15 protein-coding genes are annotated in these 15,635 nt (G+C 56.2%); 9 read left to right on the top strand and 6 right to left on the bottom strand.

Going from position 1 to position 15,635, the window contains the following annotated elements; all coding sequences use genetic code 11:
• The first annotated feature begins 128 nt into the window (after positions 1-128).
• From yebS to ACWKXT_RS11330, 4 genes are all read left to right on the top strand, one after another.
• Positions 129-1,412 (top strand): membrane integrity lipid transport subunit YebS, encoded by a 1,284-nt coding sequence (gene yebS / locus ACWKXT_RS11345; RefSeq protein WP_454527756.1) that lies wholly within the window; start codon positions 129-131, stop codon positions 1,410-1,412.
• Positions 1,381-4,014, top strand: a complete 2,634-nt coding sequence (locus ACWKXT_RS11340; protein ID WP_454527757.1) for an MlaD family protein — start codon at positions 1,381-1,383, stop codon at positions 4,012-4,014. Before yebS ends, ACWKXT_RS11340 begins: the two co-directional genes overlap by 32 nt.
• A gap of 77 nt (positions 4,015-4,091) precedes the next feature.
• Positions 4,092-5,534: a 16S rRNA (cytosine(1407)-C(5))-methyltransferase RsmF gene (gene rsmF / locus ACWKXT_RS11335; RefSeq protein ID WP_454532474.1), complete on the top strand. Its 1,443-nt coding sequence runs from the start codon at positions 4,092-4,094 to the stop codon at positions 5,532-5,534.
• A gap of 105 nt (positions 5,535-5,639) precedes the next feature.
• Positions 5,640-5,879 carry a YebV family protein gene (locus tag ACWKXT_RS11330; protein ID WP_454527759.1) on the top strand — a complete coding sequence of 80 codons (240 nt, stop codon included), beginning with the start codon at positions 5,640-5,642 and terminating at the stop codon, positions 5,877-5,879.
• A 34-nt stretch (positions 5,880-5,913) separates the two neighbouring features.
• On the opposite strand, the gene pphA is transcribed toward ACWKXT_RS11330, so the two are convergent.
• The gene (pphA, locus tag ACWKXT_RS11325) at positions 5,914-6,558 is read right to left on the bottom strand and encodes a protein-serine/threonine phosphatase (RefSeq protein ID WP_454532473.1); all 645 of its coding nucleotides are present in this window, start codon (positions 6,556-6,558) and stop codon (positions 5,914-5,916) included.
• Positions 6,559-6,726: 168 nt separating this feature from the next.
• On the opposite strand from pphA, the gene ACWKXT_RS11320 reads away from it, so the two are divergent.
• Positions 6,727-7,680, top strand: a complete 954-nt coding sequence (locus tag ACWKXT_RS11320) for a VirK/YbjX family protein (protein ID WP_454532472.1) — start codon at positions 6,727-6,729, stop codon at positions 7,678-7,680.
• A 393-nt stretch (positions 7,681-8,073) separates the two neighbouring features.
• On the opposite strand, the gene ACWKXT_RS11315 is transcribed toward ACWKXT_RS11320, so the two are convergent.
• Genes ACWKXT_RS11315 through yobA form a run of 3 tightly spaced genes read right to left on the bottom strand, consistent with a single transcriptional unit; the run spans position 8,074 to position 9,671 of the window.
• A complete protein-coding gene (locus tag ACWKXT_RS11315) occupies positions 8,074-8,412 on the bottom strand; it encodes a YebY family protein (protein WP_454527762.1) in 339 nt (112 codons plus the stop codon).
• A 16-nt stretch (positions 8,413-8,428) separates the two neighbouring features.
• Positions 8,429-9,298, bottom strand: a complete 870-nt coding sequence (copD, locus tag ACWKXT_RS11310) for a copper homeostasis membrane protein CopD (protein WP_454532471.1) — start codon at positions 9,296-9,298, stop codon at positions 8,429-8,431.
• Position 9,299: 1 nt separating this feature from the next.
• Positions 9,300-9,671 (bottom strand): CopC domain-containing protein YobA, encoded by a 372-nt coding sequence (gene yobA / locus ACWKXT_RS11305; protein ID WP_454532470.1) that lies wholly within the window; start codon positions 9,669-9,671, stop codon positions 9,300-9,302.
• A gap of 137 nt (positions 9,672-9,808) precedes the next feature.
• On the opposite strand from yobA, the gene ACWKXT_RS11300 reads away from it, so the two are divergent.
• The 3 genes from ACWKXT_RS11300 to exoX all read left to right on the top strand — a co-directional run bounded on the left by ACWKXT_RS11300 (position 9,809) and on the right by exoX (position 11,485).
• A complete protein-coding gene (locus ACWKXT_RS11300) occupies positions 9,809-10,039 on the top strand; it encodes a DNA polymerase III subunit theta (protein ID WP_013096102.1) in 231 nt (76 codons plus the stop codon).
• A gap of 108 nt (positions 10,040-10,147) precedes the next feature.
• Positions 10,148-10,798 (top strand): nitrilase-related carbon-nitrogen hydrolase, encoded by a 651-nt coding sequence (locus tag ACWKXT_RS11295; RefSeq protein WP_454532469.1) that lies wholly within the window; start codon positions 10,148-10,150, stop codon positions 10,796-10,798.
• A 24-nt stretch (positions 10,799-10,822) separates the two neighbouring features.
• A complete protein-coding gene (gene exoX, locus ACWKXT_RS11290) occupies positions 10,823-11,485 on the top strand; it encodes an exodeoxyribonuclease X (RefSeq protein WP_025756911.1) in 663 nt (220 codons plus the stop codon).
• Here the strand turns inward: exoX and ptrB are convergent.
• Positions 11,482-13,542, bottom strand: coding sequence for an oligopeptidase B (gene ptrB, locus ACWKXT_RS11285; RefSeq protein ID WP_454532468.1), 2,061 nt, complete (start codon positions 13,540-13,542; stop codon positions 11,482-11,484). The genes exoX and ptrB overlap by 4 nt on opposite strands.
• Positions 13,543-13,627: 85 nt before the next feature.
• Positions 13,628-14,278, bottom strand: a complete 651-nt coding sequence (locus tag ACWKXT_RS11280; protein WP_454532467.1) for a tellurite resistance TerB family protein — start codon at positions 14,276-14,278, stop codon at positions 13,628-13,630.
• 170 nt (positions 14,279-14,448) lie between these two features.
• Here ACWKXT_RS11280 and purT point away from each other — a divergent pair, with 170 nt between their 5' ends.
• The gene (purT, locus tag ACWKXT_RS11275) at positions 14,449-15,627 is read left to right on the top strand and encodes a formate-dependent phosphoribosylglycinamide formyltransferase (protein ID WP_454532466.1); all 1,179 of its coding nucleotides are present in this window, start codon (positions 14,449-14,451) and stop codon (positions 15,625-15,627) included.
• Positions 15,628-15,635: the final 8 nt, after the last annotated feature.

The raw sequence follows: 15,635 nt of genomic DNA, 5'->3' as shown, positions 1-15,635 counted from the left end.
CAATCACTTAGTTGTCTTACAAATTTACCGCATAGCCTATTAAAATAAGCAATAAATGCGCTCATGCTCAAGATGAATCCGTTCATGAGTTAATATAACGTTCAACAATACTTATTTGTGCGCAGCTAATGGCCTTAAAAACAACCAAAATTACGCCGGCAAAAAAGATAACGGTCCACGCGGTAAGCGAAGCTTTGCCTCGTGCACATTATCAGCGTTGCCCCCAGTGCGATACGCTTTTTATGTTGCCGAAGATGAAATCGCACCAAAGCGCCTTTTGTCCCCGCTGCGACGCTAAAATTCGCGATGGCCGCGACTGGTCGTTAACCCGCCTTGCCGCCATGGCTGTTACCATGCTGCTGCTGATGCCCTTCGCCTGGAGCGAACCGCTGCTGAAACTTTACCTGCTGGGCGTGCGCATTGATGCCAACGTGCTGCAGGGGATCTGGCAGATGACGCGCCAGGGCGATCCCCTCACCGCCGCCATGGTGCTGTTCTGCGTCGTTGGCGCGCCCCTGGTGCTGGTTGCGGCAATCGCCTACCTGTGGTTTGGTAACATTCTGGGGATGAACCTGCGCCCGGTTCTGCTGATGCTGGATAAACTCAAAGAGTGGGTCATGCTGGATATTTATCTGGTGGGCGTTGGCGTGGCGTCAATAAAAGTGCAGGACTATGCGTTTCTCCAGCCCGGCGTGGGGCTTTTTGCCTTCATCTGTCTGGTGCTACTCAGCATCCTGACCCTGATCCATCTCAACGTGGAGCAGCTCTGGGAGCGTTTTTATCCTCAGCGCCCGGCTACCCGCCCGGATGAGAATCTCCGCGTCTGTCTGGGATGCCACTACACCGGCCTGCCGGACGCGCGCGGTCGCTGTCCGCGCTGTCACATACCGTTGAGACTACGACGTAACAACAGCCTGCAAAAATGCTGGGCGGCGCTGATTGCCTCATTGGTGTTTCTGATTCCGGCCAACACCTTACCGATCTCCATCATTTACGTGAACGGTGGCCGCCAGGAGGATACTATTCTCTCCGGGATAATCTCCCTTGCACACAGCAACGTTGGGGTGGCGGCCATCGTCTTTATCGCCAGTATCCTGGTTCCCTTTACCAAAGTGGTGGTGATGTTTACCCTGCTGGTCAGCATCCACTTTAAGTGTGAACAAGGTTTACGGACCCGTATTCTGCTTCTGCGATTCGTCACCTGGATTGGCCGCTGGTCAATGCTGGATCTGTTTGTGATTTCGCTGATGATGTCGCTGATTAATCGCGACCAGCTACTTGCTTTTACTATGGGACCCGCAGCTTTTTATTTCGGCTCTGCGGTGATATTGACTATTCTTGCTGTGGAATGGCTGGATAGCCGCTTACTTTGGGATGCACATGAGTCAGGAAACCCCCGCTTCGCCGACTGAAGCGAGAATTAAAACAAAACGCCGCATTTCGCCATTCTGGTTGCTGCCTGTCATCGCCCTGATGATTGCAGGCTGGCTTATCTGGACGAGCTATGAAGATCGCGGAAGTACCGTCACCATTGACTTCCAGACCGCCGACGGCATTGTCGCCGGGCGAACGCCCGTTCGCTTCCAGGGGGTCGAGGTAGGTACGGTTCAGGACATCTCCCTTGGAAAAGGACTGAACAAGATTCAGGTGCGTGTCAGCATAAAATCTGACATGCAGGATGCCCTGCGCAGCGAAACACAGTTCTGGCTGGTGACGCCGAAAGCCTCTCTGGCCGGCGTGTCCGGGCTGGATGCACTGGTTGGCGGTAACTACATCGGTATGATGCCGGGCAAAGGTGAACCGCAGGATCACTTCGTCGCGCTGGATACGCAGCCGAAATACCGCCTGAATAACGGGGATCTGATGATCCACCTGCAGGCACCGGATTTAGGCTCGCTGAACAGCGGCTCGCTGGTCTACTTCCGTAAAATTCCCGTTGGCCGCGTGTATGATTACGCGATCAACCCGAACAAACAGGGCGTGACCATCGACGTGCTGATCGAACGTCGGTTCACCAATCTGGTGAAAAAAGGCAGCCGCTTCTGGAATGTCTCCGGCGTGGATGCCGACCTCAGCCTGAGCGGCGCGAAGGTGAAGCTGGAGAGTCTGGCCGCGCTGGTAAACGGTGCCATTGCCTTTGACTCCCCGGAAAATTCGAGCCCTGCCACGGCCGATGACACGTTCGGTTTATATCCCGATCTGGCGCACAGCCAACGTGGCGTGATCGTTAAACTTGTTCTGCCTGATGCCAAAGGGCTGAAAGCGGGGTCAACGCCGCTGATGTACCAGGGGTTACAGGTCGGCCAGCTCACCAAAATGACGCTCAACCCGGGCGGCTCGGTCACCGGCGAAATGACGGTTGATCCAAGCGTTGTCGATCTCCTGCGCGAGAAAACGCGCATTGAGATGCGCAGCCCCAAGCTCTCTCTGAACGATGCCAGCCTCAGCACGCTGCTGACCGGAAATACTTTCGAGCTGATCCCAGGTGAAGGCCAGCCCAGCAATAGCTTCGTGATTGCCCCAGCAGACAAAGCGCTGCTGCAAAAACCGGGCGTTGTGACGGTTACGCTCAAAGCGCCTGAAAGTTATGGCATTGAGGCCGGCCAGCCGTTGATTCTCCATGGCGTGCAGGTAGGCCAGGTGCTGGAGCGCACGCTCTCCGAAAATGGCGTGAGCTTCTCGGTTGCTATCGATCCGCAATATAGCAATCTCGTCCATGGTGACAGTAAGTTCGTGGTGAACAGCCGTGTCGATGTGAAGGTTGGCCTGGACGGCGTAGAGTTCCTCGGTGCCAGCGCCAGCGAATGGGTCAACGGCGGCATCCGCATTTTGCCGGGTGATAAGGGCCCCGTACGCGACAGCTACCCGCTGTACGCAAACCTGGACAAAGCCATTGAAAACAGCCTGAGCGATCTGCCTACCACCACGCTGACGCTGAGCGCCGAGACGCTGCCGGACGTACAGGCGGGCTCCGTAGTGCTCTACCGCAAGTTTGAGGTTGGGGAGGTGATCACCGTTCGCCCGCGTGCCGACGCATTTGATATCGAACTGCATATCAAGCCCGAGTACCGCAAGCTGCTGACGCCAAACAGCGTCTTCTGGGCTGAAGGCGGCGCGAAGGTTCAGCTGAATGGCAACGGGTTGACGGTTCAGGCCTCCCCGCTATCTCGCGCGCTGCGCGGCGCGATTAGCTTCGATAACCTCAGCGGTGCGGGCGCGAACCTGCGCAAAGGCGACAAGCGAATTCTCTTCCCGTCTGAAACCGCCGCGCGTGCCGTGGGTGGGCAGATTACCCTGCATGCGTTTGATGCCGGCAAGCTGGCGGAAGGCATGCCGATTCGCTATCTGGGCATTGATATCGGGCAGATCCAGAAGCTGACGCTGATCACCTCGCGTAACGAGGTGCAGGCCACTGCGGTGCTCTACCCGGAATATGTGCAGACCTTCGCCCGCTCGGGTTCCCGTTTCTCGGTGGTGACGCCGCAGATTTCGGCCGCAGGCGTTGAGCATCTCGACACCATTCTGCAGCCGTATATCAACGTCGAGCCCGGCCAGGGCAATGCCCGCCGTGATTTCGAACTGCAGGAAGCCACCATCACCGACTCGCGCTACCTTGGGGGCTTAAGCATTGTGGTGGAAGTGCCGGAAGCAGGCTCGCTTGGCATCGGTACGCCGGTGCTGTTCCGCGGCATTGAGGTGGGTACGGTAACGGGTCTCACGCTTGGCACGCTTTCCGACCGCGTAATGGTGGCGCTACGCATCAGCGAGCGTTATCAGCACCTGGTGCGTAATAACTCGGTGTTCTGGCTGGCATCCGGCTATTCGCTGGACTTCGGCCTGACGGGTGGCGTGGTGAAAACCGGTACCTTCAACCAGTTCATCCGTGGCGGTATTGCGTTTGCCACCCCACCGGGAACGCCGCTGGCACCGAAAGCGCAGCCGGGTAAACACTTCCTGCTGCTTGAAAGTGAACCGAAAGAGTGGCGCGAATGGGGCACTGCCCTGCCGCGTTAATCTGACAGGCTCCGGTGTCAACGCGCCGGAGCCTTTATGTTACACTGCGCACCTGAACTTTTCCCTGTGGTGTGCCCGTGGCTCAAAACTCCGTATTTCTTCCTGAACAATTCCTGGCGCAGATGCGCGAGGCGCTTCCTTCTCACCTGTCGTTAGACGATTTTATCGCCGCCTGCCAGCGACCGTTACGCCGGAGTATCCGCGTCAACACGCTGAAAATCAGCGTCGATGATTTTCTGGCCCTGGTCTCTCCCTACGGCTGGCAGCTGACGCCGGTTCCGTGGTGCGAAGAGGGATTCTGGATCGAGCGCGATGACGAAGACGCCGTACCGCTGGGAAGTACTGCGGAACATCTGAGCGGTCTGTTTTATATTCAGGAAGCGAGCTCAATGCTGCCGGTTGCCGCCCTGTTCGCCGACGGCAACGCGCCTGAACGCGTGATGGATGTCGCCGCCGCGCCCGGCTCGAAAACCACGCAGATTGCCGCGCGCATGGGCAACCGCGGAGCGATCCTCGCCAACGAGTTTTCCGCCAGCCGCGTGAAGGTATTGCATGCCAATATCAGCCGCTGCGGTATTCACAATGTCGCCCTGACGCACTTCGACGGTCGCGTCTTTGGCGCCGCTCTGCCGGAAATGTTTGATGCCATCCTGCTGGACGCCCCGTGCTCCGGTGAAGGGGTGGTGCGTAAAGATCCCGATGCGTTAAAGAACTGGTCCGTGGAGAGTAATCATGAGATCGCCGCCACGCAGCGCGAGCTGATCGACAGCGCGTTCCACGCCCTGCGCCCCGGCGGTACGCTGGTGTATTCAACGTGCACCTTAAACCGGGATGAAAACGAAGACGTCTGCCTGTGGCTGAAAGCGCAATACCCGGATGCCGTCGAGTTCCTGCCGCTCAACGATCTGTTTTCCTCGGCACAGGAGGCGGTCACGCCGGAAGGTTTCCTCCATGTTTTCCCGCAAATTTACGACTGCGAAGGGTTCTTCGTGGCGCGTCTGCGTAAAACGCAGGCAGTGGTTCCCCTGCCCGCCCCTAAATTCAAGGTAGGTCATTTCCCGTTTGCACCGCTTAAAGGCCGCGATGCCGCGCAACTTGAAGCCGCAGCCAGCAAGGTTGGGCTGGAGTGGGATGAGAGCCTGCGCCCCTGGACGCGTGACAAAGAGATTTGGCTTTTCCCGGCGAATATTGAGCCGCTGATTGGCAAAGTGCGTTTTTCCCGCATCGGGATCCGCCTGGCGGAGGTGCATAATAAGGGTTATCGCTGGCAGCACGAGGCGGTCATCGCGCTTGCCGGGCATAAGAATACGTTCGCCCTGACGCACCAGGAAGCCGAAGAGTGGTACCGTGGCCGCGATGTTTATCCTGACAGCTCGCCTTCCGCAGATGAAGTGGTGGTGACCTATCAGGGATACCCACTGGGGCTGGCCAAAAAGGTAGGTTCAAGGCTCAAAAACAGCTATCCACGCGAGCTGGTCCGCGATGGCCGTCTGTTTACCGGTAACGATCGCACCGCCTGAAAAAACCGCATTTTTTTACTGGCGATTTCGCTCTCCTTGTCTACGATCAAAAATGGATGCCCATACTGGTCATACCAGATTTTGACAACCGACCCGGAGAGCACTATGACGAAAACCAGCGTGCGTATTGGCGCTTTTGAGATCGACGACGCAGAACTGCGCGGCGAAGCACAAGGCGATCGAACGTTAAGTATCCCCTGCAAATCCGACCCGGATTTGTGCATGCAGCTCGATGCATGGGATGCGGACACCAGCGTCCCGGCAATACTTGATGGCGAACACTCTGTTCTTTACCGTGAGCATTACGATAGTAAAACCGATTCCTGGGTCTTGCGCCTTGCCTGACCTAAAGAGAACCCGCCCGAAGGCGGGTTATTTATTACTGCAGTTGTGCCAGCGTAAAGTACCCGTCAAAAACCGCACCGGTATCAATATAGTGCAGGTTAGAAAAATCATACCGTCTGTCGACGGGCGTATGGCCGAACCAGAAGTGATCCGCCCCGCGAATTCCCTGCCCTTTGCCCACCATAAACCCCATCAGACGGTCGCGATCCCATAGCACCCGCCGGGCGCTGACTGGCTTTTCCCAGCGGTATTCTTCCGCCGGATAATCAGCGTGAGCAATAACGTTCAGCCCGTTCGCGCAGGTAATTTCAATAATATGCGGTAACGTGCGACAGGCGTTAAGTAACACGCGCGCCTGCTGCTGCTCCTTGTGCTCAAGACGCGAAAACCACATTCCACCATTCATCGTCCAGAGGGCAAAATCATTATTATCCAGACTGTCGATCGCCATTTGTTCATGGTTACCCCGCACGGCACGAAACCATTTCTCATTGATGAGCTGCAACGATTTCACGCTGTCCGGACCGCGATCGATTAGATCGCCAACGGAAATAAGTAAATCCTCATAGGGATTAAAATGACGGCATTTGAGTTCCTCCATGAGCCTCTGGTAACAGCCGTGTATGTCGCTGACAACCCAGACGTGACGCCACTCTCTACCTTCTATTCGCTGATACATAAGCCCTCCCTGTAACAGTATAGCCCTCGTCAAAAACACAAGAAGACCGGCGCAGCCCTTACAAAGTAAAACAAACGGTAAACCAAAGAGAAATAAAGATCCGCGCGCTATTAATCCCTTTTTACTGGCTCCTTAGAATAAGGGGAAATAAAAACGAGAGGTCTTCACGTGTCTAATACACAGCTACATAACGATGTTTTCTATCCGCATCGCACGAATATTATTTCCGAGCTGGTGAACGGCAAACGCGTCCCGGGGCCAATCTGGCGCAAACGCGATTACCGACTGAAGTTCCTTTTACGTTCCCTGCTATTCTGGTCTTCCACCCATCGCATGCTGGAAGCCCTTTCTGGTCGCGACGATTTCGACAAACTGCTTGCCTCGCAAATTACGTTGCCCAGCAAAACCCACCGGCAATACCTGATGCGCGGTCTGACGGCTAACGACCGCGCTGACGCTATCGTTAACCATTACTACTGGATTGACAGCCTGAAGGAGAGCGGTCTTGCCCAGGCGTTGACCAGCGCGCAGGAACGCTCCATTGTTCAGTTCCATGCAAAAGACGGTGCAACCTACACGGTCAATGCCTCCTCTGCAGGCAAAGCCGAGCGTGAAGGTGAGAGTACGCTCTGGCTGCGCGACAATGAGGAGACGCTGCTGGCCAGCCTGACCTTCAGCGTTGCCCGCAGCCACGGTCAGCAGGTGCTGGTCATTGGCGGACTGCAGGGACCTCGTCGCTGCGTAACACGGGACGCCATTAAACAGGCGACCCGTGCCTGCCACGGTTTATTCCCCAAGCGCGTGTTGATGGAAGTCGTTTTCCAGCTGGCCGCCCGGTCCTCTGTCAGGGCCATTTTTGCCGTCAGCGATGAGGGACACGTTTTCCGCGCGCTGCGCTATCGCCTCAGCAAAGGCCGTCATTTCCACGCCAGCTATGACGAATTCTGGGATTCTTTGGGTGGAAAAAAACTTTCCGCCTTCTGCTGGCAGCTGCCGCTGCAGATGGAGCGCAAATCCCTCGACGAGATAGCCAGTAAAAAACGCGCTGAATACCGTCGTCGCTTTGAACTGCTTGATGAAATTGAGGCGTCCGTCAAATCCCGCTTTCAAAAACAGCCCTGACTTTTGCTGACTACTCACAAAAATTTAACAAAACAGGCAAAAAGGGCTGGACTTCCGCATGCTGTGTTGTGTTATGTTTTATGAAGTCGCACAGGATACATCCGCTGTATAAATAAAATAACGGAGTTAAGTTATTCACTTTTATACAGATAAAAAGAGACCGAATACGATTCCTGTATTCGGTCCAGGGAAATGGCTCTTGGGAGAGAGCCGTGCGCTAAAAGTTGGCATTAATGCAGGCTAAGTCGCCTTGCCTTTTAAGAATAGATGACGACGCCAGGTTTTCCAGTCCACAGCAAAAGTGGCCTGAAAAAAAGCGTCAGAGCATCATTAAAAGTAAAAAACCGCAGTGCTTTCGCGAGCATCTGCGGTTTTTTATTGGAAACCTGAACGTTAGCAGAGCTTGTCAGCGCGCTCGATAAACGGTGCCAGGCTCATCTTCTGCCCCGGTTTGGCCGGATCATCAATCTGAATCACGCTGACTGGCTGACCGCTGCTCTTGCCGCTGGCGACCTGCTGCTCAGCGGTGTCGTTTAGCGGGTACTGCACCAGCGTGCTCGGGTTGATTGCATACAGCGCATGGCCCGGACGGCAGGTAAGCATCACCTCTTCACGATTGAACGCCCATTTGTCTTTGCCCACCTCAAAACGACTGACGGTGATCACCTGCGGAGCCGCCAGAGCGCTTCCCGCGCAGGTCAGCAATAAGAGAGAAAGTACTGTTTTTTTCATTTGATAGTTAACCTTGTCAGAAGGGTTCCCAGGTAGCGAACAGACTAACCGTTGCCAGAACCAGCGCGCCCAGCACCACTTCTGCCTGTGTCATCCTGATAAAAAACCGTTGCGCCCGACCGGAATCCGAACGAAACCGTGGCACCAGAAAATACCGATTTGCCAGCGCAATTGCCACCATCAACGCCACCAGCGCACATTTGAACAATAAAAACTGCACGTAGCCAGCCTGCCAGGGGATCCTGACGCCCAGTATCATGAGTGCATTAACAACGCCGGTGAGCAGCACGCCGGCGACGGCGTAATGGCCCACGCGTGAGAAACGCATCATGGTGTAAATAGCGGCGTTCTGCCAGCGCCCTTTCGCAAGGCGCATGCAGAACAGCAGCGGCAGCAATCCGCCAACCCAGGTCGCGGCGCACAGCAGGTGAACAGCATGATTGAGACGCTGCATCGCCCCCATCGGACCGTCGCTCATCGCCGCGTGCCCTACCCCAGCCAGCAGGATAAGCTGGCCCATGGCGAGCAGCAGCAGCCTCGAGCCTTTCTGCGGCGCGAGCCACGCGGCGGCAACGGTGATAACGGCGAGGATCATTTGCCACAGCCAGACGCCGCCAAACCGCGTCCCCAGCACGCTTTGCCAGACCTGCGGGTTAACCACATCGCCCCAGCCGTTGCCCATTAACCCGCCCTGAAGCATAAACATCAGAAGCGCAGCTGCCAGGCTGATGCAGGACGCCGCTCTCTGCTGTGACTGAAAACGGCGTGCCATCAGGCGGTGCAGCCCGGAGGGCGCAAACCAGACGCTGTAAAGGGCATTGCCAAAAATGAGCATCAGCGCCGCAAAATGGATGAAGCGCAACCCCACATATAACAGTGCCAGCATGCTATTTCACGCTAAAGTGATAGCTGCCCCTGGTTTTGTGGCCATCCACGGAAACCACATGCCAGTCCACCCGGTAGGTGCCGGGCACCAGCGTCTGTTCCAGCGGAACGGTCAGCTGCGCCTTGTTCTTTTCATCGCGCGAAGCGGTACCCGTTTTGATGACCTGCTTATGTGCGTCCGTCACCACGACCCCGCTGAATCCAGGTTCAATGCCTTCGGAGAAATTCAGCGTCAGCACCTGCGGAGCCGCCACCTGACTGTCTGCTGCCGGGCTCTGCTGTTTAAGATGCGCATGCGCCAGCACGGAGGGTGAGATTACCGTTGAGGCCAGAAAAACCAGTGCGCATACCGCGCGGGAAGCGGATAAACCCATCGCAATCATTCCTTTTTGTTATGTCTGTATGCTAAAGAATAACGCTGTATAATAAACGAGTCGAGGATCATCCCGCCTCCGCTTGTCATCGTCGCGCAATCGCGGTAACGTTGCCGCCGCATAATAAGGAGAAGGTAATGAAGATCAATCTGGCCGCCCTTCCTCAGGACGAGATGGATAAAGTGAATGTCGATCTCGCTGCCGCTGGCGTCGCTTTCAAAGAGCGCTACAACATGCCCATCGTGGCTGAAGTTGTGGAGCGTGAACAACCCGCCCATCTGCGCGACTGGTTTCGCGAAAGGTTAATCGCCCACCGTCTCGCCTCGGTCAACCTCTCCCGCTTGCCGTACGAGCCAAAAGTTAAATAAGCTTAACGAGCCGTTACACTTCCTTACGTGGAATCTGGCAGGATAAGAAAACCCTGATTTAATTAGGTGTATTCTTAATCCTGCGACTCAGTGTATAAGGAAGTCACGATGTCACATTGGAATATTGCGGCAGCCCAGTACGGCGGGCAACACCCCAGCGTTGAAGACCATGTTGCGCACCATCTCCACTTCATTGCCGAAGCGGCACAGCAGGCGTGCGATTTACTGGTCTTTCCTGAACTCTCATTAATCGGCCCGGGCGCGACGGCATTGCCGCCTCCGCCCGATGACGCTCTGCTCCTGCCATTGCTAAAGGCCGCGCATTTTTACCGCATTACCCTTATTGCAGGCCTGCCCGTTGAACGAAGCGGCCAACGCCAGAAAGGCCTTGCGCTGTTTACCCCCTCTCGTCACTGCATTTTGCGCTACCCTCAGGGGAGCGGCGCCAGCCTGGTGCCAGGGGAGAAACAGCTCACGATCGTGGATGCGCACAGCGATTCCCCGAATCTTGATCCTCAGGCTACGCTGTTCACCAGCAGTCAGTCGGTGAAGGATTATCGCTGGCGGCAGTCCATCAACACCCTGCAGCGCTTTGCGCACAGGTATGCCATCGCGGTGTTAATGGCGAATGCCAGCGCGGGCAGCGCATTATGGGACGAAAAGGGCCAGCTGATCGTTCGGGCGGATAAAGGTGAGCTTCTGTTAACGGGCACGCGCAACAGACAGGGTTGGCAAGGCGATATCATTCCTTTAGGCTAAGCGTTTTAAGCTCAGGAGATTTTAATGCTGCGCGTCATTGATACCGAAACTTGCGATCTTCAGGGCGGAATTGTGGAAGTGGCCTCGGTCGACGTGGTTGATGGTAAAATCGTCAACCCGATGAGCCATCTGGTGCGTCCCGATCGCCCGATTAGCCCACAGGCCATGGCTATCCATCGCATCACAGAATCAATGGTGGCGGATAAACCCTGGATTGAAGACGTCATCCCGCACTACTATGGCAGCCCATGGTACGTCGCCCACAACGCCAGCTTTGACCGTCGGGTACTTCCTGAAATGCCTGGGGAGTGGATTTGCACCATGAAGCTGGCGCGCCGCCTCTGGCCGGGGATCAAATACAGCAATATGGCGCTGTATAAATCCCGCAAGCTCAGCGTCAGAACGCCGGAAGGCCTGCACCATCACCGCGCCCTGTATGACTGCTATATTACCGCCGCGCTGCTCATAGACATTATGAACACCTCCGGCTGGACGCCAGATGATATGGCAACAATCACCGGCCGCCCTGCGCTGCTGACGACGTTCACCTTCGGCAAATACCGTGGGAGAGCGGTATCGGATATTGCGGATAAAGATCCGGGCTATCTGCGCTGGCTGTACAACAACCTCGACAAGATGAGCCCGGAGCTGCGCTTAACCCTGAAACATTATCTGGGCGAAGCTTAGCGCTCAGTACGGCCTGGCAATGTGCCCTGCGCCAGGCCGATCAAAAAGGCATACTCCAGCGCCACCCCTTCGTAGGATTTAAATCGCCCCGATTTCCCCCCGTGTCCGGAGTCCATATCGGTACAGAGCAGCAACAGGTTATCATCGGTCTTCAGTTCCCGCAGCTTTGCCACCCACTTTGCCGGTTCCCAGTATTGCACCTGTGAATCGTGCAATCCGGTGGTGACCAGCATGTGCGGGTACGCTTTCGCTTCCACGTTGTCATACGGGCTGTACTCTTTCATGTAGCGATAATAGGTTTCGTCCTGCGGGTTGCCCCACTCTTCAAACTCCCCGGTCGTCAGCGGAATAGACTCATCGAGCATCGTGGTAACGACATCGACAAACGGAACCTGCGCAACAATACCCTTAAAGCGATCCGGCCGCTGATTGATGACGGCACCCATCAGCATTCCGCCTGCGCTGCCGCCCATGCCAAAGCAGAGTTGCGGATCGCCATAGCCTTGTTCAATCAGCGCATCGCAGACGTCGAGATAATCGTTGAAGGTATTTTTCTTTTTCAGGAATTTACCGTCTTCATACCAGTGCTGCCCCAGCTCGCCGCCGCCGCGAATATGGGCAATGGCGAAAACAAAACCGCGGTCAAGCAGGCTTAATCTGCTGCTGCTGAAGTCGGCATCCATACTGGAGCCATAGGAGCCGTAGCCGTAGACCAGGATCGGATTTTTACCCTTCTGGAAATGCGCCTTGTGATAAACGAGCGAAACCGGCACCTCCACGCCATCGCGCGCGGTGACCCACAGGTGTTCGCTGCGATAATTGTCGGAATCAAAGCCCTTCACTTCGGTTTGCTTAAGCACCTGGCGTTGTCCGGTGTCCATATCCAGCTCGAAGAGCGTATCCGGCGTGGTCATCGAAGAGTAACCGTAGCGCAGTCGGGACGATTCAGGTTCAGGATTGAAACCGATCCACGTAACGTAGGCCGGATCGTCGAACGCTATCCCTATCACCTCGCGCGTTTTACGGTTGATCTGCCGGATACTGGTCAGCCCCCGCTGGCGCTCCTCCACGACCAGCCAGTCGGTAAACAGTGTAAACCCTTCCAGCATTACCTGATCCCGCGCGGGAATGAGCACCTCCCACTTGCGCTCATCGCGCACTTTGGTTTTGTAGAGGCCGAAGTTTTTGCCCTCGCGATTCGAGCGCAGATAAAAGCTGTGCTGGAAGTGATCCAGACTGTACTCGTGATCTTTGCGACGCGGCAGGAAGCAGAGCGGCTGAGCATCAGGCAGTTCGGCATCCAGCAGCAAGACTTCAGAGGTGGTGGCGCTGGCCAGGAAAATAATCACATAGTGGCGTGAGGAGGTTTTATGCAGGCTAACATAAAACGTTTCGTCCTTCTCTTCATAAACCAGCTCGTCATCGGCAGAGTCGGTGCCTACGGTATGACGCCACACCTGATAAGGCAGCAGCGTCGAGGCGTGTTTTTTAACGTAGTAGACCGTCTCGGAATCGTTCGCCCAGACGAAATCCGGAGAGACATTTTCCAGCATTTCCGGATACCAGTTGCCGGTTTCCAGATTGCGAAAACGCAGGCCGTACTGGCGACGGGAGAGATAATCCTCCGCCAGCGCCATAATAATGTTGTCCGGAGAGATGGACATGCCGCCCAGGGTATAAAACTCGCTGTGGGCAGCACGCTGGTTAGCATCCAGCAGAATATCCCATTCATCCCACTCGGCGCTTAATACCGACTGTCGTTGATAGATCGGATACTCATTGCCGGGCTCGTAAATATGGCGATAGCGATAGCCGTTTTTGGTCCAGGGCGCGGAGATGTCGCGCTGTGGAATACGCTGCACCATTTCATTGAGCAGCTGGTCCTGAAGCGCCTGCTGGCTGGCCATGACCCTGCGGCCATAGTCGTTTTCCTCGTGCAGATAGTCGAGCACCTCTGGCCGGGAACGCGAATCGTCCCGCAGCCAGTAATAATTGTCTATACGCGTATCGCCATGCGTGGTGATCGCATAAGGAGTACGTCGGGCTTTCGGTGGCATGTCATCATTCTTTTGAGTTTTACACCCTATAAGGTTGGCAAAACCCACGCATGATGCAAGCGAAACATGACCACGGGGACGCGAGTTAGCCCTGTAGCGCCTGTTTTTGCTCCCGGATATCTTTTTCTATTCCCTCGCGCACATCCTGAGGGATCTTCAGCGCGTCACCGAGGGCGTTAAGATAGCTGCGCTCCATAAAGTGATCGATATCTATGGCGGCACAGCTGAGGAAATAAAGTTCCAGCGCCTCTTCCTCATTTTTCACGCTCAGCGCCAGACGCTGCGGATCGAGCGGCTGCTCAATGGCCTGCGCCACCAGTGTTCTGCCCTGCTCTTCAACACCCGCCTCGCGTAGCTGCTGTTCGATAGCCGCTCTTTCATTATCATCAATGTGTCCGTCGCTTTTCGCGGCAAACACCAGCGCCAGGATGAGCCGCTCAGTGCGCAAGTCCAGCGGCGAAGTCTGCTCTCCAAAGTGGGGGTCATCGCGGTGCGCCGCCCGCACTCTGTCCTTATATTTGTTCCACAGCACGGTGCCGGCGATAGCGCCGCCCCCGGCCAGCAACGCGCCGGTACCGTACTTCGCCAGCAGCTTGCGTGAGGATTTATTGGCAACCAGCAACCCTGCCAGCCCACCGAGCGCCCCCGGTACCAGCAGCTTGCTGAGCCCCTGGTCGCCGGAACCTGACGTTTTCTGCCCTAACATGGATTGCAGTTGATTTAACCAGCCTGACATGGTTTCCCTCACTTAACGGTTAACATGATCCCCAGCGTAAGCGAGCAGGCGTCAGGAAATGTCCATCAAGCCTAAAGAAGCGCAAATTTCTTATTTGCCCATTTGCCCTGCGCAAGACACACGCAAACGTTTTCGTTTATACTGCACGCATCTTTTTCAGGGGGAATGTTATGACTCGTTTAGGAACCGCGCTGCGCCCTGCGGCGACGCGCGTGATGCTGTTGGGATCGGGCGAGCTGGGTAAAGAAGTCGCCATTGAGTGCCAGCGTTTAGGTGTGGAAGTGATTGCCGTAGACCGCTACGCCGACGCGCCCGCCATGCACGTCGCCCATCGTTCTTATGTGATTAACATGCTGGACGGTGATGCTCTGCGCACGCTCATTACGCAGGAGAAACCGGATTTTGTCGTGCCGGAAATTGAAGCTATCGCAACCGATACGCTGATCGCCCTTGAGCAGGAAGGCCAGCGCGTGGTGCCCTGCGCCAAAGCGGCAAAGCTGACCATGAACCGTGAAGGCATTCGCCGCCTGGCGGCAGAAGAGCTGGGACTGCCCACCTCAGGCTACCGTTTTGCGGGCGATAAAGCCGCATTCCTGCAGGCCGTTGAAGAGATTGGCTACCCGTGCATCATTAAGCCGGTGATGAGCTCTTCCGGCAAAGGGCAAAGTTTTATCCGCGACAACAGCACGCTGGACAGCGCGTGGGATTATGCACAACAGGGTGGCCGTGCCGGTGCCGGTCGCGTCATTGTCGAAGGCGTGGTGAAGTTTGATTTCGAAATCACTCTGCTCACCGTCAGCGCCGTGGACGGCGTCCATTTCTGCGACCCGATTGGTCACCGTCAGGAGGATGGCGATTATCGGGAATCCTGGCAGCCGCAGCAGATGAGCCCTCTGGCGCTGGAGCGTGCCCGGGAGATCGCCCGTAAAACCGTTCTGGCCCTGGGTGGTTACGGCCTGTTCGGCGTGGAGCTGTTCGTCTGCGGTGACGAGGTGATTTTCAGCGAAGTCTCCCCGCGCCCGCACGATACCGGGATGGTCACGCTGATTTCGCAGGATCTCTCCGAGTTCGCCCTGCACGTGCGTGCTTTCCTTGGGCTGCCGGTTGGCGGCATCCGCCAGTACGGCCCGGCGGCGTCTGCGGTGATCCTGCCGCAGCTGACCAGCCAGAATGTAACGTTTGATAACGTCGAAGGCGCGGTTGGCGCTGGCCTGCAGGTCCGTCTGTTCGGCAAGCCGGAAATCGACGGCACCCGTCGTCTGGGCGTGGCGTTAGCCACCGGCGATAGCGTTGACGAAGCCGTAGCAAGAGCAAAAGCGGCGGCTGCGAACGTTAAGGTAGCAGGATAAAAAAAACG

It is taken from the genome of Enterobacter sp. UPMP701 (assembly GCF_053709515.1).
The sequence above is the reverse complement of the archived record's forward strand: the minus strand, read 5'-3'. Positions and strand labels throughout refer to the sequence as shown.